The sequence below is a fragment of the Micromonospora endolithica genome (assembly GCF_003626595.1).
GTDB classification, from domain to species: domain Bacteria; phylum Actinomycetota; class Actinomycetes; order Mycobacteriales; family Micromonosporaceae; genus Micromonospora; species Micromonospora endolithica.
Genome location: NZ_RBAK01000012.1, coordinates 110,579 through 132,255, shown reverse-complemented (window position 1 = coordinate 132,255; position 21,677 = coordinate 110,579). Strand labels below are relative to the sequence as shown.

Annotated in this window: 19 protein-coding genes and 1 pseudogene; 6 read left to right on the top strand and 14 right to left on the bottom strand. The window is 73.0% G+C overall.

Annotation, left to right across the window (positions count from 1 at the left end; genetic code table 11):
- The first annotated feature begins 144 nt into the window (after positions 1-144).
- Positions 145-576 carry a sigma-70 family RNA polymerase sigma factor gene (locus D7223_RS25420; protein ID WP_120730966.1) on the top strand — a complete coding sequence of 144 codons (432 nt, stop codon included), beginning with the start codon at positions 145-147 and terminating at the stop codon, positions 574-576.
- 41 nt (positions 577-617) lie between these two features.
- Here the strand turns inward: D7223_RS25420 and D7223_RS25415 are convergent, their stop codons facing one another.
- The 4 genes from D7223_RS25415 to D7223_RS25400 all read right to left on the bottom strand — a co-directional run bounded on the left by D7223_RS25415 (position 618) and on the right by D7223_RS25400 (position 3,287).
- Complete coding sequence (locus D7223_RS25415) at positions 618-851, bottom strand: hypothetical protein (protein ID WP_120730965.1); 234 nt, start codon at positions 849-851, stop codon at positions 618-620.
- 45 nt (positions 852-896) lie between these two features.
- Positions 897-1,328, bottom strand: coding sequence for a LapA family protein (locus D7223_RS25410; RefSeq protein ID WP_120730964.1), 432 nt, complete (start codon positions 1,326-1,328; stop codon positions 897-899).
- Positions 1,329-1,555: 227 nt separating this feature from the next.
- The gene (locus tag D7223_RS25405) at positions 1,556-2,800 is read right to left on the bottom strand and encodes an RNA polymerase sigma factor (protein WP_238162211.1); all 1,245 of its coding nucleotides are present in this window, start codon (positions 2,798-2,800) and stop codon (positions 1,556-1,558) included.
- Positions 2,801-2,906: 106 nt separating this feature from the next.
- Positions 2,907-3,287 (bottom strand): YciI family protein, encoded by a 381-nt coding sequence (locus D7223_RS25400; protein ID WP_120730962.1) that lies wholly within the window; start codon positions 3,285-3,287, stop codon positions 2,907-2,909.
- A gap of 455 nt (positions 3,288-3,742) precedes the next feature.
- Between D7223_RS25400 and argS the strand changes: the two genes are divergently transcribed.
- Entirely contained in the window at positions 3,743-5,461 is a 1,719-nt protein-coding gene (gene argS, locus D7223_RS25395; RefSeq protein WP_120730961.1) for an arginine--tRNA ligase, read from the top strand.
- Positions 5,462-5,477: 16 nt separating this feature from the next.
- Positions 5,478-6,098: a YdeI/OmpD-associated family protein gene (locus D7223_RS25390; RefSeq protein ID WP_120730960.1), complete on the top strand. Its 621-nt coding sequence runs from the start codon at positions 5,478-5,480 to the stop codon at positions 6,096-6,098.
- Positions 6,099-6,114: 16 nt separating this feature from the next.
- Here D7223_RS25390 and D7223_RS25385 read toward each other — a convergent pair whose 3' ends face one another.
- Both D7223_RS25385 and D7223_RS25380 read right to left on the bottom strand, forming a co-directional pair.
- On the bottom strand, positions 6,115-6,522 hold the full coding sequence (locus D7223_RS25385; protein ID WP_120730959.1) for a four-helix bundle copper-binding protein: 408 nt from the start codon (positions 6,520-6,522) through the stop codon (positions 6,115-6,117).
- Positions 6,523-6,616: 94 nt separating this feature from the next.
- The gene (locus D7223_RS25380; RefSeq protein WP_120730958.1) at positions 6,617-7,576 is read right to left on the bottom strand and encodes a TIGR03557 family F420-dependent LLM class oxidoreductase; all 960 of its coding nucleotides are present in this window, start codon (positions 7,574-7,576) and stop codon (positions 6,617-6,619) included.
- Positions 7,577-7,755: 179 nt separating this feature from the next.
- On the opposite strand from D7223_RS25380, the gene D7223_RS25375 reads away from it, so the two are divergent.
- Positions 7,756-8,856 carry an L-dopachrome tautomerase-related protein gene (locus D7223_RS25375; RefSeq protein WP_120730957.1) on the top strand — a complete coding sequence of 367 codons (1,101 nt, stop codon included), beginning with the start codon at positions 7,756-7,758 and terminating at the stop codon, positions 8,854-8,856.
- Between the two features lie 227 nt (positions 8,857-9,083).
- A complete protein-coding gene (locus D7223_RS25370; protein WP_120730956.1) occupies positions 9,084-11,750 on the top strand; it encodes a cation-transporting P-type ATPase in 2,667 nt (888 codons plus the stop codon).
- 213 nt (positions 11,751-11,963) lie between these two features.
- Here the strand turns inward: D7223_RS25370 and D7223_RS25365 are convergent, their stop codons facing one another.
- The 7 genes and pseudogenes from D7223_RS25365 to D7223_RS25335 form a co-directional block, all read right to left on the bottom strand.
- Positions 11,964-12,428 (bottom strand): hypothetical protein, encoded by a 465-nt coding sequence (locus tag D7223_RS25365; protein WP_120730955.1) that lies wholly within the window; start codon positions 12,426-12,428, stop codon positions 11,964-11,966.
- Positions 12,429-12,438: 10 nt separating this feature from the next.
- Positions 12,439-13,674: an ABC transporter permease gene (locus tag D7223_RS25360; protein ID WP_120730954.1), complete on the bottom strand. Its 1,236-nt coding sequence runs from the start codon at positions 13,672-13,674 to the stop codon at positions 12,439-12,441.
- A complete protein-coding gene (locus D7223_RS25355; protein WP_120730953.1) occupies positions 13,671-14,414 on the bottom strand; it encodes an ABC transporter ATP-binding protein in 744 nt (247 codons plus the stop codon). The genes D7223_RS25360 and D7223_RS25355 overlap by 4 nt, the downstream gene beginning before the upstream one ends.
- The gene (locus tag D7223_RS25350) at positions 14,411-15,580 is read right to left on the bottom strand and encodes an efflux RND transporter periplasmic adaptor subunit (protein ID WP_120730952.1); all 1,170 of its coding nucleotides are present in this window, start codon (positions 15,578-15,580) and stop codon (positions 14,411-14,413) included. The genes D7223_RS25355 and D7223_RS25350 overlap by 4 nt, the downstream gene beginning before the upstream one ends.
- Positions 15,558-17,295 (bottom strand): annotated as a pseudogene (locus tag D7223_RS25345) (sensor histidine kinase); the annotation flags it as partial. The gene D7223_RS25350 and the pseudogene D7223_RS25345, both read right to left, overlap by 23 nt.
- Before the next feature lie 2 nt (positions 17,296-17,297).
- A complete protein-coding gene (locus D7223_RS25340; protein WP_420330346.1) occupies positions 17,298-18,008 on the bottom strand; it encodes a response regulator transcription factor in 711 nt (236 codons plus the stop codon).
- 67 nt (positions 18,009-18,075) lie between these two features.
- A complete protein-coding gene (locus D7223_RS25335; protein WP_120730951.1) occupies positions 18,076-19,437 on the bottom strand; it encodes an efflux RND transporter periplasmic adaptor subunit in 1,362 nt (453 codons plus the stop codon).
- A 401-nt stretch (positions 19,438-19,838) separates the two neighbouring features.
- Between D7223_RS25335 and D7223_RS25330 the strand changes: the two genes are divergently transcribed.
- Positions 19,839-21,062: a carbohydrate-binding protein gene (locus D7223_RS25330; RefSeq protein ID WP_238162210.1), complete on the top strand. Its 1,224-nt coding sequence runs from the start codon at positions 19,839-19,841 to the stop codon at positions 21,060-21,062.
- Between the two features lie 62 nt (positions 21,063-21,124).
- Here D7223_RS25330 and D7223_RS25325 read toward each other — a convergent pair whose 3' ends face one another.
- Positions 21,125-21,643 carry an RNA polymerase sigma factor gene (locus tag D7223_RS25325; RefSeq protein WP_158610934.1) on the bottom strand — a complete coding sequence of 173 codons (519 nt, stop codon included), beginning with the start codon at positions 21,641-21,643 and terminating at the stop codon, positions 21,125-21,127.
- Between the last annotated feature and the right edge of the window lie 34 nt (positions 21,644-21,677).

Sequence of the window (21,677 nt, the reverse complement as noted above, 5' to 3'; positions counted from 1 at the left end):
TATCCGCGCACCCGGCCCCGCCGGATCCGGAGGCCGCGGCGGACGCGGGGGATGACCGGTCGATAGCGTAGGGTGAACGGGGCAACGACCGCCCTGGTCCCCGGTGGTGCCCCATCCAGCAGGCACACCACCCGGGAGCATCGGATGCCGGTTCCTCCTGTCTACGTCGTCCCCGGCCCGGAATCCGTCGACGACCTCGTCAAGCGGATCGCCGACCGGGACCGGGCCGCCTTCGGTCGCCTCTACCGCCGCCTCGTCCGGGCAGTCTTCGTCCAGGTGCGGGACAGCGTGGGCAGCCCGTCGGTCGCCGTCGCGGTGACCCGGGCGGTGTTCGTCGAGGTCTGGCAGCTCGCCCCGAGGCACGCCGCCGACCAGGTCGGGGGCCTCGCCTGGGTGACGGCCATCGCCGCCCGCCGGGCCGAGGAGCGGCTCCGCGGGATCGACGGTCGCCCGCCGCCCCTGGCCACGTCGTCCCCCGCCACCGGCTACGACGCGTTTCTCGGACGTGAGCTGACCGCCGCGCTGGGCGAGCCGGCGGCACTGTTCGGCACATCGGTTCCTCCCGGCACGGGATGACCGTCGCCCCGGCCCGGTGCACCGACGGGCCGGGGCCACGGTCAGGCTGTCGACGTCGGCGCCGCCGGGTGATCGGGGTCGGCGAGGATCTGCCGGACGGCCGCCGGTGCCGCGATTCGGCGGGCGATCGGCGCCGTGCTGCCGCCCTCGCCGACCCACACATCGTGCGCGTCGGGGCTCGTCGTCACCTCGGCCCGGGCCCGCGCCGATTCGCCGGCCGGGACGTCTGACGCGTGCCGGAGGTCGGTCGGGTCGGTGGCGGTCGCGGAGGGCACCGGTGCGGCGCTCGTGCCGGCTCGTCGTGGCGAGCCGGGCACGGGTCAGCCCTCCCAGCGGTCGGGGCGGGGCGGCAGCGGGCCGCCGGCGACCCCGCTCGCCGACCGGGAATCCGGGCCGGATCCGGGCTGGTCCACCGAGCGCCGGGCGGGACGACGGTCGGCCATCCTCAGCTGCACGATGCGGGCGGTGCCCGGAAGGGCGACGAGCAGTACCCCGAAGACCGCGGCGAGCAGCAACGCCACCCCCATCGGCAGGGTCCCGTGTGCGCCGAGGAACGACACCTCGGCACGTTGCCCGTTCTGCAGGACGAAGATCAGCAGCAGCAGGAGCACGACCGCGAACACCACGGCGGCGACCCACACACCGCCGATCCGCGAGCGCCTCGCCGCCGTCCGCCGGGGTGCCGGAGCGTCGGAGTCGCCCAGACCGTCGCGCGGGAAGGATCGAACATGATTGTTCCGGGGTGCGGTCATCGTGAACCGCCGCCTCTCAAGGAGCGTCTGACGGCCCGGGGCGCGGTGGCGCGCCGGGTGATCGCGGGCTTGCGACGGACTGTCGGCCACCGGGGTCCCGAGCGACGCTGCGCCAAGCGTACGCTTCCGCGCCTTCCCCGGCGACCGTCGCGGTCGCGTGGCTGACGCGTTCCCTGGCCCAGCTGAGAGCCGACATGCTCCGTCGACCGCCAGCCGCCGCTGGTCGGTCAGCCGGCGAGCTGGTCGCGGCGGCGGGTGAGGTAGGCCCGCTCGGCGGGATTGCCGGCAAGACCGATGGCCCGGTCGTACGCCGCCCGGGACTCGCCGCTGCGCCCCAGCCGCCGCAGCAGGTCGGCGCGCGCGGCGTGGAAGGCGTGGTAGCCGTCGAGCGCCTCGGCGAGGCGCTCGACCTCGGCCAGCCCGACCCCGGGGCCGTCGACCTCGGCGACCGCGACCGCCCGGTTGAGCCGCACGATCGGCGAGGGGTCGAGCAGCACCAGGCGGCCGTAGAGGGCGACGATGGTGGACCAGTCGGTGTCGCGGGCGGACGGGGCATCCGTGTGGACCGTGTTGATGGCGGCCTGTAGCTGGTAGCGGCCGGGTGGCTCACCGCCGGCCGCCACCGCCGCGACCCGCTCCCGGACCAGGGCGTTGCCCTCGGCGATGAGGGTGCGGTCCCATGCGCCGCGGTCCTGCTCGTCGAGGGTCACCAGCTCCCCGGTGCGGGACACGCGCGCCGCCCGACGGGCGTCGGTGAGCAGCATCAGGGCGAGCAGGCCGGCCACCTCCCCGTCGTCCGGGAGGAGGGTCCGGAGCAGGCGGCCGAGGCGGATCGCCTCGTCGCTGAGGTCGACGCGTAGCGGGTCGGCACCCTCGCCGGCGAGGTAGCCCTCGTTGAAGACGAGGTAGACGACCGCGAGCACGCCCGGGAGTCGCTCTCGGATGTCGTCGGCGGAGGGCACCCGGTAGGGGATGTGTGCCGCCTTGATCTTCGCCTTGGCGCGGGTGATCCGGCGCGCCATCGCGGTCTCCCGCACCAGATAGGCGCGGGCGATCTCGGCGACGGTGAGGCCGCCGAGCAGGCGCAGGGTGAGTGCCACCCGGGCCTCCGCGGCCAGGGCGGGATGACAGCAGGTGAAGACCAGTCTGAGCCGGTCGTCCCCGACCGGTCCGGTCGGCTCGGCGGGGGTTCCGTCGTACACGATCCGGGCCGCCTGGTGTTTGGCGTCGCGCTGCGACTCGCGGCGGAGCTGGTCGATCGCCTTGCGGGTCGCGGTGGTGGCGAGCCAACCGCCGGGATTGGGCGGTACGCCCTCGAGCGGCCACCGCTCCGTGGCCGCGACGAACGCTTCGGCCGTCGCGTCCTCGGCGACGTCGAGGTCGCCGAAGCGGCGCGTGAGGCCGGCGACCAACCGCGCCCACTCCTCGCGGTGGGCGCGGGTGATCGCCTGCGCGACCGTGGGACCGGTCACGACCGCGGCGCCGCGCGCCGCGCCATGGCCTCCCGGGACGGACAGGCGCCGGACTCGGCCTGCTCGGCCGGCCCGTGGACCGACGGCAGGTATCTGGGCACCGTGGTCACCTGTCCGCGGAGCCGTCATGCCGGGGCTCCCCGGGGCCGCGGAACCGGTGCACCTCCTGCGGCCAGTCGAGCGCGGTCGCCAGCCTGCCGGCCCAGTAGCGCGCCGTCGCGTCGTCGGGCACGTCCACCACGGCGAAGCCGCCCAGGTGCTCCTTGGTCTCGACGTACGGACCGTCGGTGAAGACGGGACTGCCGTCGACCAGCTCGACACTGCACACCGCGGTGGACCGGTCGAGCCCACCGTTGCTGAAGATCAGGACACCCTCGGCCTGCATCTCCGCGATCACCGCGCGGCTGGCGGTGCCCTTCGCGCGTATCTCCTCCGCCGTGTGTTCGGACACCCACTCGTCGTTGAAGGCGATCAGGTACTCGGTCATGGCGTCTCCTCTCAGTCCCGGGACGAGGGCCGCCCGACGCCTCGTGGCCGGCGGTCCGGCGACCGCCGCCCACCGGTTCTACGAACGGCTGCGCCCCGATACGACACCATCCCGGAAAACTCCCCTCAAGGCGCCCCGGCGTGCCGGTCCGAATCCGATGTCGCGGAACCGGGAGCCGCACGGCGAGGCACCGTCATGACCGGAGAACGACGTTGCGCGGCCCCCGGGTCGGCCGGTTAGGCTGCTGCCATGACCAGCTCGCCCGCGTACCCGATGGCGTCTCCCGACGTCCAGGTCGGCGCGCGGCGACGCCGGCGGTCCCGCGACCGCCTGCGCTGAGTCTTTCCCTCTGCGACCGGCGGATCGAGCCGCCGGTCCTCGTCGGTCGTCCTCGGTCCGTCCGCGTCCCCACCCGAGTGGTCCGCGTGGCGGATCCGAGCGAGATCGGCGTAGGAATGGATCTGGAAAAGCTGTTGGCCGACCGGCTGGCTCCCGCGTTCGCCAGGGTGGCCGGCGCACCGGTGGACCCGGTCGTGCGGCGTTCGGCGCGGGCGGACTTCCAGTCCGACGCGGCCCTGGCGCTGGCCCGGCGGCTCGGTCGGCCGCCGCGCGCGGTCGCCGCCGAGGTGCTGGCCCACGCGGACCTGGCCGACGTGTGTCGCGTGACGGAGGTGTCCGGGCCGGGCTTTGTCAACCTGACCGTCGCCGACGACACCCTGGCCGAACTGGTCCTGGCGCTGGCCACCGACCCGCGGCTCGGGGTGCCGGTGGCCGCCGAGCCGGAGACGGTGGTGGTCGACTACTCGGCGCCGAACGTGGCCAAGGAGATGCACGTCGGGCACCTGCGCTCGACGGTGATCGGCGACGCGGCGGCCCGACTGCTGGAATGGCTGGGGCACCGGGTGCTGCGGGCCAACCACCTGGGCGACTGGGGCACGCCGTTCGGGATGCTGATCGAGCACCTGGTCGACCTGGGCGGGGCCGAGGCGGCGCGGACACTGTCGATGGGTGACCTGGACTCGTTCTACCAGGCGGCCCGGGGGAAGTTCGACGCCGACGAGGCGTTCCGGGAACGGTCCCGGCGGCGGGTGGTGGCGTTGCAGGGTGGCGACGAGGCGACGCTGAGGCTGTGGCGGCTGCTGGTGCGGCAGTCCGAACGGTACTTCCTGACCGTCTACGACCTGCTCGACGTGACCCTCACCGAGCGGGACTTCCACGGCGAGAGCAGCTACAACGACCTGCTCGGTCCGGTGGTCGAGGACCTGGACCGGCTCGGGCTGCTGCGGGACAGCGACGGCGCGTCCTGTGTGTTCCCACCCGGTCAGGTCGGCCGGGACGGCGAGCCGCTGCCGCTGATCGTGCGCAAGTCCGACGGCGGGTACGGCTACCCGGCCACCGACCTGGCGGCGATCCGGCACCGCACCGGCACCCTGGGCGCGACCCGGTTGCTCTACGTGGTCGGACTGCCGCAACGGCGGCACTTCGACATGGTGTACGCCGCCGCCGCGCAGGCCGGCTGGCTGGCGGCACCGGCCCGGGCCGAGCACGTCGGGTTCGGGTCGATCCTCGGGGCGGACGGGCGGATGCTGCGCAGCCGGGCCGGCGGTTCGGTGAAGCTGGTCGGACTGCTGGAGGAGGCGATCGCCCGGGCCACCGCGCTGGCCCGGCAGCGGAACCCGGAGTTGGGCGAGGCGGAGGCCGCCGAGGTGGGCCGGGCGGTCGGCATCGGCGCGATCAAGTACGCGGACCTGTCCAGCGACCGGCACAAGGACTACGTGCTCGACTGGGAACGGATGCTGTCGCTGGACGGCGACACCGCCCCCTACCTCCAGTACGCGTACGCCCGGATCCGGTCCATCTTCCGGCGGGCCGGCGAGACGGCCGGGCCGGCGGCGGCGATCTCGCTGGCCGAGCCGGCCGAGCGGGCGCTCGCCCTCGCACTGGTCGGCTTCGGGACGGTGGTCGGCGAGGTCGCGGACGGCCTGGAGTTCCACCAGCTGACCGGGTACCTGTACCGGTTGGCCGCGGCGTTCAGCAGCTTCTACGAGCGCTGCCCGGTGTTGCGGGCCGACGGGCCGGTCCGGGACGGTCGGCTGGTGCTCTGCGACCTGACCGCCCGGGTGCTCCGGCAGGGCTTGTACGTGCTCGGCATCCGTACGCCCGATCGCCTGTAACCGATAGCCTGCCGTCATGGCTGGCGCCGAACTGGATGAGTTGATCGTCGCGGACGCCGACGCGCTGCGTGCGTGGTTGTCGGCCAACCACGCCAGGTCGCCCGGTGTCTGGCTCGCCCTGACCCGGAAGGGCGGCACGGTCACGACGTTGACCTGGCAGCAGGCGGTGGACGAGGCCCTGTGCTTCGGCTGGATCGACGGGCAGGCGCGCAAACGGGATCAGGAGACCTCCTGGATCCGGTTCACCCCTCGCCGGCCCCGTAGTTCCTGGTCCCAACGCAACGTCGCCCATGTGGCCCGGCTGGAGGCGGAGGGGCGGATGCTGCCGCCGGGTCGCGTCGCGGTGGAGGCCGCGAAGGCGGACGGGCGGTGGGCGGCCGCCTACGCCCCGCCGTCGGAGGCGGAGGTGCCGGCCGACCTGCTGGCCGCCGTCGCCGCCGACCCCGCCGCCCAGGCCATGTTCGACGTACTGACCAAGACCAACCGGTTCGCGCTCATCCACCGCCTCAACGCCGTCAAACGGGCGCAGACCCGCGAGAAGAAGATCGGCGAGTTCGTCGCCATGCTGGCCCGTCACGAGACGATCTACCCGCAGAAGGCCAAGCCTCCGAACTCGCCGCCTTCGACATCCTCATGATCGTGCTTACCGGTGCTCAGCCGATGGTGGCCAGCAGGTCGCGGCAGGCCCGCTCGCAGGCGCGGCACGCCTCGGCGCAGACCCGGCAGTGCTCGTGCATGTCGGCGTGGCCGGCGCACTCGTCCCCGCAGGACTTGCACGCCGTGGCGCACGCCTCCAGCAGGCTACGGCTGATGTTCGCGTCGTAGCCGGTGTGTCGGGACAGCACCCGCGCCGTGGTGGCGCAGATGTCGGCGCAGTCCAGGTCCGTCCGGATGCACGTGGTCAGTTCGGCGACCATGTCCTCGCTGAGGCAGGCGTCCGCGCACGCGGTGCAGGCCTGGGCGCAGTCGTTGAGGGCGTCGATCGCCGCCGCGAGCTTTGCCCGGTCCAGGTTGATCGTCTTCGGGTACGTCTCCAGCATCGGCATCGTGGTGCTCGGCATCGGGAAGTCCCCTCTCGCTGAATCTCGCTACCTACCGTCGACCTCCTGCCCGGTCCGCCGGACAGTACGCACGGCGGACCCGACCGATCCGGCGTCAGCCGAGCGCGCGGAGGCGATCGGCGAGGGTGTCGCGGTAGAAGTCGAGGAAGCCGTCCGGGTCGGGGCCGGCGTTCTGCAGGACCAGGTGGTCGAAGCCCGCGTCGGCGTACGTGCGCACCGCCTCGACGTGGACGTCGGGGTCGGGGCCGACGGCGAACTGCTTCCGGATGTCGTCCTCGGTGACCGTGCTCGACGCGGCCTCGAAGTTGACCGGGTTGGGCAGCTCACTCATCACCTTCCACCCGGTGACCGCCCACCGGCTGGTCTGCCAGGCCGCCTGCACCGCCTGCTGCTCGTCGGGCGCCCAGGCCATCGGCACCTCCGCGTAGCGGGGGCCGTCGCCACCGTCACGCTGGTACGCCTGCACCAGGTCCGGCTTCGGCTCGGTGGCGAACAGCCCGTCACCGAGTTCGGTGGCGATCGCCACCGACGCCGGCCCGCTGGCCGCCACCGCGATCACCGGTGGCCGGTCGGGCAGGTCGAACACCTGGGCGTCCTCAAGCTGGAGGTGCTTGCCCTCGTACGACTGGTAGCCGCCCTGCCAGAGCAACCTGATGATCTCCAGTGCCTCCCGGAGCCGTTCGTGTCGGCCCCGCACGCTCGGGAAGCCCTGGCCGACGACGTGCTCGTTGAGCCGCTCGCCGGCACCCACGCCGAGGGTGAACCGGCCGTCGGAGACGAGCGCGAGGGTGGCCGCGGCCTGCGCGATGATCGCCGGGTGGTAGCGCACCGTCGGGCAGGTCACCCCGGTGACCAGGCCGACCCGTTCGGTTCGGGCGGCGATGGCACCGAAGACCGTCCAGGTGAACGACGAGTGGCCCTGCACGTCGAGCCAGGGATGGAAGTGGTCGCTCATCTCGACGAAGTCGAAGCCGACCTCCTCGGCCCGGATCGCCTGGCGGATGATCTCCTTCGGCCCGAACCCCTCGCTGGCCAGTTTGTATCCGATCCGCATGAACTGTCCCGATCCTTGAAGAAGCGTCTCTGTCGTCACCTTTGCACGCACTGGCGGTCCAGACCCTGGAATGGGGGAAAGCGGCCCGGGCCCCGACGCGGGCCTTCGGTGCGGTGCGGCGGTGAGGGGTGTCGTCGGTGGGCAGGCGGGTAGCAGACGAAGATGACGGAGGCAGTGCGATGACCGGCCCGATGGGTGACCAACCGATCGGTGAGCTGGAGGTGGTGCACAGCTTCACCGGGCCGATGCCGACCGGGGTGAGCGTGTCGCACACCGGGCGGATCTTCGTCAACTTCCCGAAGTGGGGTGACGAGGTGCCCGCCACGGTGGTCGAGCTGCGCGACGGCATCGAGGTGCCGTTCCCGGACCCGGCGTGGAACAGCCCGTCGGCCGACGACGACGCCCAGGCGTTCGTCTCGGTGCAGAGCATCGTGGTCGATCCGGCGGACCGGCTGTGGGTGCTCGACACCGGCAGCCCGATGTTCCAGCCGACCCGGCCCGGCGGGCCGAAGCTGGTCCGGGTGGATCTGGACACCGACGCCGTCGCCCAGGTGATCACCTTCCCGACCGATGTGGCGCTGTCCCGCACCTACCTCAACGACGTGCGGTTCGACCTGCGCCGCGGTGCGGCCGGTATCGCGTACATCACCGACTCCTCGGACTCCGGCCCGAACGGCATCATCGTGGTCGACCTGGCCACCGGCGAGTCCTGGCGGCGGCTGCACGAGCACCCGTCGACGAAGGCGGAGCCGCTGGAGACGTTCCGGCCGGTGGTCGAGGGGCGGCCGTTCCTGAAACGCCCGGCCGACGGTGAACCGAAGCCGGTGAGCATGGGCTCCGACGGCATCGCCATCGCCGCCGACGGTGCCCGCCTGTACTACTGCCCGCTGGCGTCGCGTCGCTGGTACAGCGTCGACACCGACGCCCTGACCGACCGCACGGTCGCCGACGACGAGGTCGCCGCGACGGTGATCGACGAGGGGGACAAGGGCGGCGGCTCCGACGGCCTGGAGACCGACGACACCGGTCGGCTCTACCTGACCTCCTACGAGCACGACGCGGTGCTGCGCCGCCGCACCGACGGCGAGTACGAGACGGTGGTCCACGACCCGCGACTGCTCTGGCCGGACACCATGTCGGTGGCCACCGACGGGCACCTGTACGTGACCGCCAACCAACTGCACCGCCAGGCCGACTACCAGCGGGGGCAGGACCTGCGGCGTAAGCCGTACATCCTGTTCCGGACCCGGATCGACGCGGGCCCGGTCCTGCTCCGCTGAGCGGTCCTGGTGGATCGCGTACGACCTCTTGGCGTTTGGGGGTTTCCCGGTCGCTCGCCGGCGGCTTGGTCGAAGATTTCCTCAACTGCTCAGGCCGCCGGCTCAGCTCCGGGGCCAGGGGTGGCCCGCCTCCGACACCGGCGGTGTGAGCCCGACGTCCCGATTGCGAGGTGACGGTGAGTACCGGACAGCCGGCTGAGTCACCGCGCCGGGACGGCCACCACGCCATGCCCTCCCACGAGGTGGTGCTCCTGCTCGAGACGGACCCGCACCGTGGGTTGAGCGGGGACGAGGCCGCGCGTCGGCTGGAGCGGTACGGACGCAACGTGCTGCCGGCCGCCGGTGGCGACGGTGTCCTGCGGCGGGTTCTCCGACAGTTCCACCATCCGCTCATCTACGTGCTGCTGGCGGCGGCCGTGGTCACCGCGGTCCTCGACGAGTACGTCGACTCGGCGGTGATCTTCGGTGTCGTGCTGATCAACGCGGCGATCGGGTACGTGCAGGAGTCCAAGGCGGAATCCGCCCTGGACAGCCTGCGGTCGATGGTGCGCACCGAGGCGCGGGTGGTACGCGACGGGCAGGAGCGGAAGCTCTCCTCGGACGAGCTGGTTCCGGGCGATCTGATCGTGTTGGAGGCGGGCGACAAGGTGCCGGTCGACCTGCGTCTGGTCCGCCTGGCGGAGCTGCGGGTGGACGAGTCGGCGTTGACCGGTGAGTCGGTCCCGGTGACGAAGGACGAGGCGGAGCTGCCGGATGTCACCGAGGTGGCGGACCGGCGGAACATGGTCTACTCGGGCACCCTGGTGACGGCCGGCAGTGGTGCCGGCATCGCGGTGGCCACCGGTGCCCAGACCGAGTTGGGGCAGATCCACCGGCTGGTGGGTGCGGCCGAGACGCTGGCGACCCCGTTGACCCGCAAGTTGGCCCGGTTCAGCAAGGTGCTGACGGTGGCCATCCTGGTCCTGGCCGGGTTGACCTTCGGTGTCGGTGTGCTGCGCGGGCAGGACGCCACCGAGACCTTCACCGCGGCCATCGCTCTGGCGGTGGGGGCGATCCCCGAAGGGCTGCCGGCGGCGGTCACCATCACGTTGGCCATCGGGGTGACGCGGATGGCGCGGCGGCGGGCGGTCATCCGCCGGCTGCCGGCGATCGAGACCCTGGGCAGCACCACGGTCATCTGCTCCGACAAGACGGGCACGCTGACCGAGAACCAGATGACGGTACGGGCGGTGTGGACGCCGGACGGCGAGTTCACCGTCACCGGTTCGGGCTATCAGCCCGAGGGCGAGATCCTCGACGGTTCCGGCGCCCCGGCCGGCGAGGCGACCAGTCGGGCACTGCGCTGGTCCCTGCTCGCGGGCGCGGGCTGCAACGACGCCCGGCTACGCGAGGAGGACGGCGAGTGGATCCTCGCCGGAGACCCGACCGAGGGCGCGATGCTGGTGGTGGCCGGGAAGGGCGGCGTCGACCGCGAGCGGTTCGAGGAGGGCTGTCCGCGTACCGCCACCATCCCCTTCAGCTCCGAGCGGCAGTACATGGCCACCCTGCACGGTGAACGCGACTCCGGACGTGAGGTCGTGCTGGTCAAAGGTGGCGTGGAGCGGGTTCTGTCGATGTGCCGGACCGAGATGGGCGCCCACGGGGACCACCGCCCGCTGGACGCCCAGGCGGTCACCCGTGCGGCGGAGGAACTGGCCGGGCGGGGACTTCGGGTGCTGGCGACGGCGGTGCGTCCGGCCGGCGAGTCCGCCGGCTTCGGCGAGGAGGACCTGTCCGGCACCCTGAGCCTGACCGGCCTGCAGGCCATGCTGGACCCGCCCCGGAGCGCCGCCGGATCGGCGGTGCGGGCCTGCCACACCGCCGGTATCGGGGTCAAGATGATCACCGGGGATCATGCGGCGACGGCCACCGCCATCGCCACCCACCTGGCCCTACTCGGCGAGGACCGGGCGGGTCGGGTGCTCACCGGCAGAGACCTGGAGGCGTTGCCCGCCGAGCGGTTCCCGGAGGCGGTGGACCGCGCCGCGGTGTTCGCGCGGGTGTCACCCGAGCAGAAACTGCGGTTGGTCGAGACGCTCCAGCAGCGGGGTCACGTGGTCGCGGTGACCGGCGACGGGGTCAACGACGCCCCGGCCCTGCGCCAGGCGGACATCGGGATCGCCATGGCGCGCACCGGGACCGAGGTGGCCAAGGAGGCCGCCGACATGGTGCTCACCGACGACGACTTCGCCACCATCGAAGCCGCGGTCGAGGAGGGCCGTGGGGTGTTCGACAACCTCACCAAGTTCATCGTCTGGACGTTGCCGACGAACCTCGGTGAGGGGCTGGTCATCTTCGTGGCCATCGTCCTGGGCGCCACGCTGCCGCTGTTGCCGACACAGATCCTCTGGATCAACATGACCACCGCCGTCCTGCTCGGCCTGATGCTCGCCTTCGAGCCGAAGGAGGCCGGCATCATGCGGCGACCGCCCCGCGACCCGGGCCGAGCACTGCTGACCGGCGCTCTGGTGGTCCGGATCGTGCTGGTGGCGGCGCTGCTCGTGGTCGGCACCTGGTGGCTGTTCCAGTGGGAGCGGGACCGGGGCGCCAGCGTGGCCGAGGCACGGACCGCGGCGCTCAACGTCTTCGTCGTGGTGGAGACGTTCTACCTGTTCAGCTGCCGGTCCCTGATCCACTCGGCCTGGCACGTCGGCATCTTCGCCAACCGGTGGATCCTGGCCGGCGTGGCGATCCAAGCCCTCGCCCAGCTCGCCATCACCTACCTGCCGGTCATGAACGGCATCTTCGACACCGCGCCGATCGGGGGCGACGTCTGGCTACGCATCCTGGCGGTCGCCGTCGTCGCCGCTGCCGTGGTCGCCATCGACAAGCGACTGCGGCGGCGGCTGATGTGACCTCGCCGGACCCGAGGACGGCTGGTCATCCGCCCGGACCGTGCGCGGCACCGCGACCAGGCCATGGACGTCGCCCGTGCGCAGAAACGCGACTCCCGGTCCGAGCTGGTCGAGCGCGTCCACCCCCAGGACGGGTGGCCGTGCTCGCCGAGGCATTTCCGGACAGCGCCCCGATCGCCGGGGTGGTGGACGGCGGCCAGGTCACCGGGGGCGCTACTTCTGTCGGGTGATCGTGGCGGCTGCGATGTCGCCGCTCCGCGTGTTCCCGGTCACCACGACGGTGTCGCCGGTCCGGAGGTCCTTGAGCGTGCCGGGTAGCCGGACCTGCGTACGGTCGTCCGTCCGCACGGTGACCACCTCGCCGGACTCGCGCCGGATCTTCATCGTGTCCCCGTCGATGTCGCTGACGGTGCCGGTGGTGGCCGGGGTGGCGGTGGCGGCCGGGGGAGCGGCGCCGCCGCCGCGGGCACCGCCGCCGCGGGCCCCACCGGCCGGTCCGTCGACCGCTGCTCCGCGTCCCGCCGGTGCGGGCCCGGAGTCCGGTCCGTACGCCTGCTGCGCCTGGGCGCCGCCGGCGAAGCCGCCGACGAGCAGCAGCGCTGCCATGAGCCACGGGGTGGCCCGGCTACGCCAGGGGCGGGGTTCGGCGGCGAGAGCGGTGTCCAGATCGGTCGTCATGCTTCACCTGTCATTCGTAGCGGAGTGCGTCGATGGGGCGCAGGCCGGCGGCGCGGCTGGCGGGGACACTGCCGAAGAACAGCCCGATCGCGACGGAGACGCCCAGAGCCAGTGCGACGGAGCTGGGCACGATCACCGGCTGCACGCCGACGATGGTGAAGCGACTGCCGATGAGCGCGGCGGCCACGCCGAGGCCACCGCCGAGGACGCTGAGCATGGTCGCTTCGGCGAGGAACTGGGTGAGGATCGTGCGCCGCGGTGCGCCGAGTGCCTTGCGGATGCCGATTTCCCGGGTTCGCTCGGTGACGGTCACCAGCATGATGTTGGTGATGCCGATGCCGCCGACCAGCAGGCTGATGCCGGCGACGGTGCCGAGCAGGACGGTGAAGGTCTGCGCGGTTTCGGTGCGGGTGGCGAGGAGTTGCGCGGCGTTCTGGATCCGGTACGGCGCGGCGCCCGCGCCGCCGCCGCCACCGCGGCCGGTCGCGGTGGTGCCGGCCGGCAGCCTGAGGCGTTGGTTGAGGATCTGGGTGACCTGTTGCTGGGCGGCGTCCACCCGGTCCGGGCCGGTGGCCTCGACGAGGATGGAGTTCACCGGGCCGTACCCGGTGAGGGCCTGCTGCACGGCGGTGAGCGGGGCGACGGCGAGGTCGTCCGGGTCGGAGAAGCCGGACGCCGAACTCTTCTCGGCGAGGACTCCGACGACGGTGAACAGGGCGCCGCCGACGGTGACCTGCTGGCCGACCGGGTCGGTGTCGGCGAACAGTTCGGTGGCGACGGTACGCCCGAGCACGACCACCCGCCGACTCTGGGCCACGTCCTGGTCGGTGAAGGCGGCGCCGGCGGCGAGCGGGCTGTTCGACGAGCCGAAGTAGGTCGGGTAGGTGCCGAGGAACTGCGCCACCGGGTGCTCGGTCCCGGCGTGGGTCATCGTCGGGGCGGTGCTGACCACCGGTGAGACCGCCCGCACGTCGGGGGCGAGTGCCGAATCGCGCAAGGACTGCGCGATGTCGACCGTGAGTGCCGACGGCGTCGTTGCGCCGCGGGCGGTGCTGGACACGGTGATGGTGTTGGTGCCCAGCGCCTCGATGCTGCGGTTGACCGCCTGCGCGGAGCCGTTGCCGACGGCGACCAGCAGGATGACCGCGGCGACGCCGATGAGGATGCCGAGCATGGTCAGCGCCGAGCGCAGCTTGTTGGTGGTGACGCCCCGGCCGGCGAAGCGGAGGATCTCCAGCAGGCTCACCGGGCACCGCCCTGTCGTACGTCGGTGGTGATCCGACCGTCGAAGAGGGTGACCAGCCGGCGGGCGCGGGCGGCAACGTCGGTCTCGTGGGTGATCATGACGATGGTCCGGCCGGCGGCGTGCAGCTGGTCGAGGATGGCCAGCACCTCCTCGGTGGAGCGGCTGTCCAGGTTGCCGGTGGGTTCGTCGGCGAGGATCAGCGCGGGCTCGGTGACCAGGGCGCGAGCGACGGCGACACGTTGCTGCTGCCCGCCGGAGAGCTGGTTCGGCTCATGGTCGGCCCGGCCGGCGAGACCTACCATGTCCAGGGCCGCGAGGGCTCGCCGGCGTCGCTCGGCCGGCTTGACGCCGGCGTACGCCAGGGGCAGCTCGACGTTGGCCACCGCCGAGGTGCGGGGAATGAGGTTGAACGACTGGAAGACGAATCCGATGCGCCGGTTGCGGACCAGGGCCAGCCGGGCGTCGTCGAGTCGGCTGACGTCGACCCCGTCCAGCCGGTAGGTGCCGGCGCTGGGCACGTCGAGGCAGCCGAGGATGTTCATCAGCGTCGACTTGCCGGATCCGGAGGAACCCATGATGGCCACGTAGTCGCCGGCCGCGATGCTCAGCGACACGCCGCGCAGCGCGTGCACGGTCGCCTCGCCCTGCCCGTACACCTTGGTCAGGCCACGGATGTCGAGCACCGGGCGGTCCGGAGCCTCGGTGGCGCGGTGAGCGCCGTCGACCAGGTAGAGGGTCACCGGTTGCCCCGCCCGCCGCCACCGGTCAGGCCGCCGCCCGCCGGCCCACCGCGCCCGCCGCCACCGGTGCTCGGGTCGGCGCCGCCGGTGCTGGGCAGCACGACCCGGTCGCCTTCGGTCAGGCCGGAGGTGATCTCGACGAGTTGGTCACCCCGCAGGCCCACCTCGACCGGGCGGACGACCGGGGTGCCGTTGTCCAGCACGGTCACGGTGTGCCGGTTGCCGGCGCTGGTGACCGCGAGAGCAGACACCGCGACGACGTTCTCGGACGTGTCGAGGGTGACGGTGACCTGCACGCTCTGGCCGGGCCGGGCGGCGTCGGGACGGTCCTTCAGGCTCAGGGTGACGCCGTAGGTCACCACGTCGTTGGCGGTGGTGGCGTTCGGGTCGATCGCGGCGAGCGTCGCCTCGGCGGTGGCGCCGGGCAGCGCGTTCCAGCTGACCGTGGCGGGCATGCCGGCCTTGAGCCGGGTCGCGTCGGCCTCGGGAACCGCGGCGGTGACCTCCAGCCGGGCCAGGTCGGCGATCTGCACGAGTCCGCCGTCCCCCGAAGCGGATGTCGTGCTCCCGGCCCCGGAGGCGCCGCCTCCGGTCGCGCCGCCGGTGGCCGCACCGCCTGCCGAGGTGCCGGGGTCCCCGACGCTGCCGTTGACGGCCACCACGGTGCCCGCGATCGGCGCGGTCAGGGTGGCGCCGTCGACCTTCTCCCGCGCTGCGGCGACCTTCAGTTCCGCCTGGGTCACCGCTGCCTCCGACTGGGTGGTCGAGTCGTCTGCTCCGGCCGCCCGGTCCGCCGCATCCTGCGCCGCGTCCAGGTCGGCCTCGGCCGCCGCGAGTTCCCGCTTCGCGGCCGAGGCGTCGACCCGGGCCAGCACCTGGCCCTTCTTCACCGAGTCGCCGACGGCGACGGTGATCTCCGTGATCGTCCCGGCGGTGGCGAAGGTCGCGCTCGCGGTCGCCGCGCTGCGCACCGATCCGGGTACCGAGACCGCCGACGTCACCGTCGCCCGGCTCACCGGCACCGTCCGGGCCTCGCCGGCGCTCGCCGTCTCCGGGGCGGTGAACGCGGTGTACGCCCAGCCGCCGGCGAGCAGCACCGCCACAGCGAGGCCGGTGTTGACGAGCAGGGACGGGCCGCGGGCAGGGATGAGTCGTCGCACACGCATGCCCGACAGCCTGGAGGTGGCGGCTCGGAGCGGACCCGGCGCAACCTCGGAGCCGGCTGGGAGTCGGGCGGCGGTCAGACGAGACCGACGGTTCGGAGCAGGGCTCCGGGTCCGCTGGACGTTTCCGGACAGCCGCCGGTGGGTCAGCTGCGCATGGTGCGCAGCAGGTCGGCCAGGTCGTCGCGGTCGGCGTCGGGCACCGAGGGCAGCAGGACCCGGAAGGTGGCCCCCCGGCCGGGGGCGGTGAGCAGTTCGACCCGGCCCTGGTGCCCCCGCACGAGGGCCGCCACGATGGACAGGCCGAGGCCGGACCCGCCGCTGCCGCGGGTCCGGCTCGGATCGGCGCGGTAGAGCCGCTCGAAGACCCGTACGGCCTGGTCGGCGGCGAGGCCCGGCCCGTCGTCGGTCACCTCCAGCACCGCGACCGGCGTCGCCGCGGGCAGCGGGTCTCCCACGGCCGTGACGGGCGACGGCCCGGCGGGTGTACGGCGCAGCCGCCCGGCACGGACCGTCACGCGGGCCTGCGGTGGCGTGTGCTGCAGGGCGTTGTTGAGCAGGTTGGCGGCCACCTGGCGCAGCCGGTGCTCGTCGCCGGTGACCATCACCGGTTCGAACCCGTCGGTTTCGTCGAGGGCGGCCAGGCGGATCCGGCGCCGGGGTGCGCGGGCGTGCGCGTCGCGGACGCTGTCGGCGGCGACGGCCAGCAGGTCGACCGGTTGGCGTCGCAGGGGGCGTTCGTGGTCGAGCTGGGCGAGCAGCAGGAGGTCCTCGACGAGCAGGCCCATCCGGGCGGCTTCGGCCTCTATCCGGGCCATCGTCTCGTCCAGGTCCGGACCGGGTGGCGTTCCGCCGCGGCGGTAGAGCTCGGCGAACCCGCGGATGGAGGTCAGCGGCGTGCGCAGCTCGTGTGAGGCGTCGGCGATGAACTGCCGCAGCCGGCGCTCCGACTCGCGGCGGGCGGCGACCTCGGTGGAGATCCGGTCCAGCATCAGGTTGAGCGCCCCACCGAGCCGGCCCGGCTCGGTGTGCGGATCGGCGTCGGGCACCCGGCGGGACAGGTTGCCCCCGGTGATCTGCGCCGTGGTCCGCTCCATCCGGGTCAGCGGCCGAAGGCCGAGCCGGACCACCACCGCGGCGAGCGACGCCAGCAGCATCAGGACGACCACGATCACGACCGCGTCGATCAGCAGCAGCAGGTCGGTGGTCTCCTCCACCTCGCGCAGCGACACCGCCAGCACCGCGATGCCCCGGTCGTCGCCGCGCTCGACCACCAGGACCCGCCAGCCGGCTGTGCCGTCGTCGGCCTCGACGGTGTACGGGCGGTTGTCGGTGGCACGAGTGACCAGCCTGTCGTACGGCTCGACCACCGGCACCGCGGCCGACTCGTCGGAGCGCCGGACGTCCTGCAGGCCGCCGTCCGGGCCGTACAGCAGCACCACCTGCTCCGGGCCGAGCCGGGCGCGCGGCAGCACGCGGGTGCGCTCGCGCGGGTCGTAGGTCGGGACGGTGTCCCGGGTGAACGGTCGGCTGACCGCGGTGAGCTGCTCGTCGATCCGGTCGGTGAGGGTCCGACGCAGCAGCACCAGCCCGGCCGTGTTCGCCACCACCAGCGCCAGCGCGGTCAGCGCCGCCACGACCACGACGAGCCGGGCCCGCAGCGTCCACCGCCCCCAGCGGCGCGGTCGCCGCACGCGGACGGCGCGACGGTGTGCCACCGTCACCCACCCCCGGTGCGGGGCACCCGCAGCGTGTAGCCGACACCCCGCACGGTGTGGACCAGTGGTGGTGCCTGCACGTCGATCTTCTTGCGCAGGTAGTAGATGTACGACTCGACGATCCGTCCGTCGCCGCCGAAGTCGTAGTTCCACACCCGGTCGAGGATCTGGGCCTTGCTGACCACCCGGCCGGCGTTGACCATCAGGTACCGCAGCAGGTTGAACTCGGTCGGCGACAGCTCGACGACCCGGCCGCCACGGCGGACCTCGTGGGCGTCCTCGTCCAGTTCGAGGTCGGCGTAGCGCAGCACGCCGTCCGGCGCCGGCGCGTCGTCGGCGCGGCTGCGGCGCAGGATCGCCCGGATCCGCAGCACCACCTCCTCCAGGCTGAACGGCTTGGTCACGTAGTCGTCCGCCCCGACGGTCAACCCGGAGATGCGGTCCTGCACCGTGCCCCGCGCGGTGAGGAACAGCACCGGCACCCCGGCCCCCGTGCCGCGCAGCCGCCGGGCGACCTGGAAGCCGTCGAGGTCGGGCAGCATCACGTCGAGCACGACCAGGTCCGGCTCGAACTCCTCGGCCAGGGCCAACGCCTCATGGCCGCCGCCGGCCACCCGGACGTCGAACTCGACCAGCCGCAGCGTCGCCGACAGCAGGGCACGGATGTTCTCCTCGTCGTCGACGACGAGGACACGGGTACGGCGATCAGACACGATTGCCAGGTCTATCCGGGAAACCTCGGAGCGAGCTGGGAGCGACCTGTCCCGGAGCTGTTCGAGATCATCCGGCGGCGAGCAGCAGGTCACCCTCGGCGAGGCCGGACCTGATCTCCACGAACTGGTCCCCCCGTAGGCCGACGACAACCGGGCGCGGTTCGGCCGCCCCGGCGACCAGTACGGTGCCCGCGCCGTCGCGTCGTACCTCGACCGCCCCCGCCGGGAGCCGCAGCACGTCCGCGACGGTGGCGATCCGGATCCGCACGGCGGCGCTCTGCCCGATGAGCAGATCGTCCGGGGCGTCGCCCAGCGCGAGCCGGACCCCGAACCGGACCACCTGACCGTCGCTGGTGCCCACCGGGTCTACCTGGACCACCTCGGCGTCCAGTTCGGTGTCCGGCCGTCCGGCCGGGGTCACCGTGGCGGTCTGCCCCACCGCGATCTGCCCGGCGTCGGCTTCGGGGAAGGTCGCCGTGACCTGCATCCCGTCGACGACCGCCAGTTCGATGAAGCGCGCACCGGCGGACACCCGGGTTCCCACCGGCCCGGCCACCGACAGCACCCGGCCGGCGACCGGCGCGGTGATGGTCGTACCGGCGAGCCGGTCCGCCGCCTCGGCCAGGGCCAGCTGCGCGGCGGTAACCTGCTGGTGCGCCCGCAGCAGCGGGTCGGCGCCGGCGGCGTTCCCGCCCGGCCCCGAACCACCCGGCTCCGTCGGGCAACCTCGTGGGTCTGCCGGCGTCGGGGCCGTCACGGTAGCCGCCGGCCCCTTCCCGGTACCGCTCGCCGAGGGCTTGACGGGAGAGTCCGACGAACCCGTCGGAGTCGGGGTGGCCGACCGGGTGACCGACGGGGTGGCCGACGGCGACGGCTGGTCGGGGTCGGCTCCCGGTGTGGGTGATCCCGTGTCGCCCGATGGCGTCGACCGCACGGTGTCGCCCGCCGTGCCGCCGGCGGCACCTCCCGCGCCGTCCCCCCGGGTGGCCGAAACGGGCGACGTGTCACACGCGAGGGTGTCCGGGTCCGGCTCGCCCTCGAGGTCGTCGAGCACGGCCCGCGCGTCGGCCAGCGCCTGCTCCGCACGCGTCACCTCGGCGTGGGCCTCGGCGTCGTCGAGCACCGCGAGCACCTGCCCGACGGTGACGTCGACCCCCGGGCGGACCCGGACCTCGGTCACGGTGCCGACCGCGGTGAACGCCAGTCCACGGCTCGCCGCGGGCCGTACCGAGCCGGTCGCGGCGACCGCCGAGGTCACCTCACCCCGGTCCACCCGTACGGTGGCCGCCGGCGCTCCGGTCCGGTCGGCGCCGTCGGAGAACGCCGCCGCCCCCGCTGCGACGGCGACCGCGACCAGTGTGGCGGTGGCGGCGCCGGCGGGTACCGGCCGGCGCCGTACCGCCCGCCACACGTGCAGGTGGATGCCCATGGCAGCGATCGTCGACCCACTTCCTGACCGTGGGCTCGGCCGAACCTCGGAGTTACCTCACAGCCCGGTACTCCGAGGTGGCTCCCAGGCCCGTCGGAGCGGCACCGGAGGTTGGTCGTCTCTGCTGACCCGGTCGCGCGGGCGTGGGCCCGCACCCGAGACCCGAGGAGAGCCGCATGCCCCGCATCCATCGACGACCGGCCCTGACCGTGGCGGTCGGCGCTGCCCTGCTCGCACTCGCGGCCGGCTGCGGCGGCGAACCGGCGGCCGAGCGGCCGCAGCCGGGGGCGGCGAAACCTCCAGCCGCGGGGCGGAGTGTCTGTCTGCGAGCCGCCCGACCGGGACCGACAGCACCCGGATCCGGTCGGGCGGCGACCACCCCTCGTACCGGAAGGATCCCCATGTCACGGATCACCCGTCCCGGCCCCATCGCGGCGGCCTGCGCGCTCGCGCTCGGCGTCGCCGTCGCACTGACCGGTCAGCCCGCGCAGGCCGCCCCGCCCGCCCTCGACTTCGGTTGCGAGCGGATCGCCTGGAGCTCTGACGGCAACTACCACGACCGCGACGACATCGGCGCGTCCGCGATGGCCCTGGCGCTGCTCGCGGAGAAGGGCCAGCAGTCGCGGCTCGTGCACTGGGACTACAACTCGCACCTGGGCAGCTCCACCGCGAGCTGGGAGCGGGACATGGTCACCGCCACCGAGGGCGTCGCGGGGCAGTTCGGCTACGACGTGGCCGGCATCTTCCGCAACAGCCAGACGAACCTCAACGCCGCGGTGACCCACCTCCGCTCGGCGGTCAACGTCTCCACCGTCACCAACACCCTCTGCCTCGTCGGCGCGGGACCGATGGGTGTCGTGTACCGGGCGTTGCAGGGCTCGAACAGCGCCGCACGTCAGCACGTCACGCTGATCTCGCACTCGGACTGGAACAACAACCACGACGACGACGACAACCGGTGGAACCTCGCCGACATCCGCCGCGACTTCCCGCAGGTCAATTACAAGAGGATCCCGGACCAGAACGGCGGCCTGGGCACCGGCGGCGGCGAGGAGAAGTGGGCCTGGATGGCCAACAACTCCGACCAGCGGCTGCGCTACGTGCACAACGTGGTCAACAACATCATGAACAAGAAGGGCGACGTCTCCGACGCCGGAATGATGTACTTCCTGATCGCCGGTGACGACGCCGGCAACGCCAACAAGCTGCGTACCTTCCTCACCGCCTCGGGGGGCGGTGACAGTGCCGTGGAGACGGTGCAGGGTGAGTCGTACACGTCGCACTCCGGCGTCCAGCTGGCGTTCCACAGTGCGGCGCAGGGCGGCGTCACGGCGGGCTACCTGCACGACGGCGACTGGGCCGGCTACGCCCAGGTCTCCACGACCGGCCGGACCGGGTTCTCCGCGAGGGTCGCCGCCGGCACCTCCGGCGGCACCATCGAGGTACGGGCCGGCTCGGCGACCGGCCCGCTGCTCGGCTCGGTCGAGGTGCCCGCCACCGGGGGCTGGACGACCTACCGGACCGTGTCGACGCCGCTGTCGGGCACCGGAACCGGGCCGCTGCATTTGGTCTTCACCGGCGGCTCCGGCTTCCTCTTCGACGTGGACAGCGTCACCGTGAGCTGAGCACGGCCCGGTCCTTTCCAGGGTGGGGTGCGGCGATGACGCCGTACCCCACCCGGCTCCGCTCAGGGGCGAAGGTGGGCGAGGAGGTCGTCGGTCCCGGTCGTCTCGTCCACCCGGAGCGCCGCGTGCAACTGCTGACGGCCCCGCCGCAGCCACGTCTTGACGGTGTTCTCGGGCACGCCCAGCTCGGCCGCCACGTCACGTACAGGAAGGTCGACGACGTAATGCAGGACCAGTGCCTGGCGGTGCCGTACCGGCACCGCCCGCAGCGCCTCGGTGACCATCAGAGCGTTGCCGTCCTCCACCTCGTGTGCCTGACCGCTGCCGAGGCGCAGCAGGGCGGCCGCGCCGCGCAGGGCCTTGCGACGCCGGGAGAACGCGAGGTTGAAGGCGACCCGCCGGACCCATGCCTCCGGCGCCTCGTAGCCGCTGATCTTCGCCCACCGGGGCAGCGCACGGGAGAACGCCTCCTGAGCCAACTCCTCGGCATCGTGGCGGTTGCCGGTCAGCACGAACAGCTGACCCACCAGCCGACGGTACGTGGCCAGGTAGAACTCGGTGAACTCCCGATCTGTCGACATCGGACCTCTCGACATCTGCCGCCACGCGCGCACT

Coding starts and splice junctions, on each gene's coding strand:
- D7223_RS25420 (WP_120730966.1), top strand. CDS start 145: ATGCCGGTTCCTCCTGTCTACGTCGTCCCCGGCCCGGAATCCGTCGAC.
- D7223_RS25410 (WP_120730964.1), bottom strand. CDS start 1,328: ATGACCGCACCCCGGAACAATCATGTTCGATCCTTCCCGCGCGACGGT.
- D7223_RS25400 (WP_120730962.1), bottom strand. CDS start 3,287: ATGACCGAGTACCTGATCGCCTTCAACGACGAGTGGGTGTCCGAACAC.
- argS (WP_120730961.1), top strand. CDS start 3,743: ATGGATCTGGAAAAGCTGTTGGCCGACCGGCTGGCTCCCGCGTTCGCC.
- D7223_RS25390 (WP_120730960.1), top strand. CDS start 5,478: ATGGCTGGCGCCGAACTGGATGAGTTGATCGTCGCGGACGCCGACGCG.
- D7223_RS25385 (WP_120730959.1), bottom strand. CDS start 6,522: ATGCCGAGCACCACGATGCCGATGCTGGAGACGTACCCGAAGACGATC.
- D7223_RS25380 (WP_120730958.1), bottom strand. CDS start 7,576: ATGCGGATCGGATACAAACTGGCCAGCGAGGGGTTCGGGCCGAAGGAG.
- D7223_RS25375 (WP_120730957.1), top strand. CDS start 7,756: ATGACCGGCCCGATGGGTGACCAACCGATCGGTGAGCTGGAGGTGGTG.
- D7223_RS25370 (WP_120730956.1), top strand. CDS start 9,084: ATGCCCTCCCACGAGGTGGTGCTCCTGCTCGAGACGGACCCGCACCGT.
- D7223_RS25365 (WP_120730955.1), bottom strand. CDS start 12,428: ATGACGACCGATCTGGACACCGCTCTCGCCGCCGAACCCCGCCCCTGG.
- D7223_RS25350 (WP_120730952.1), bottom strand. CDS start 15,580: ATGCGTGTGCGACGACTCATCCCTGCCCGCGGCCCGTCCCTGCTCGTC.
- D7223_RS25335 (WP_120730951.1), bottom strand. CDS start 19,437: ATGGGCATCCACCTGCACGTGTGGCGGGCGGTACGGCGCCGGCCGGTA.
- D7223_RS25330 (WP_238162210.1), top strand. CDS start 19,839: ATGTCACGGATCACCCGTCCCGGCCCCATCGCGGCGGCCTGCGCGCTC.
- D7223_RS25325 (WP_158610934.1), bottom strand. CDS start 21,643: ATGTCGACAGATCGGGAGTTCACCGAGTTCTACCTGGCCACGTACCGT.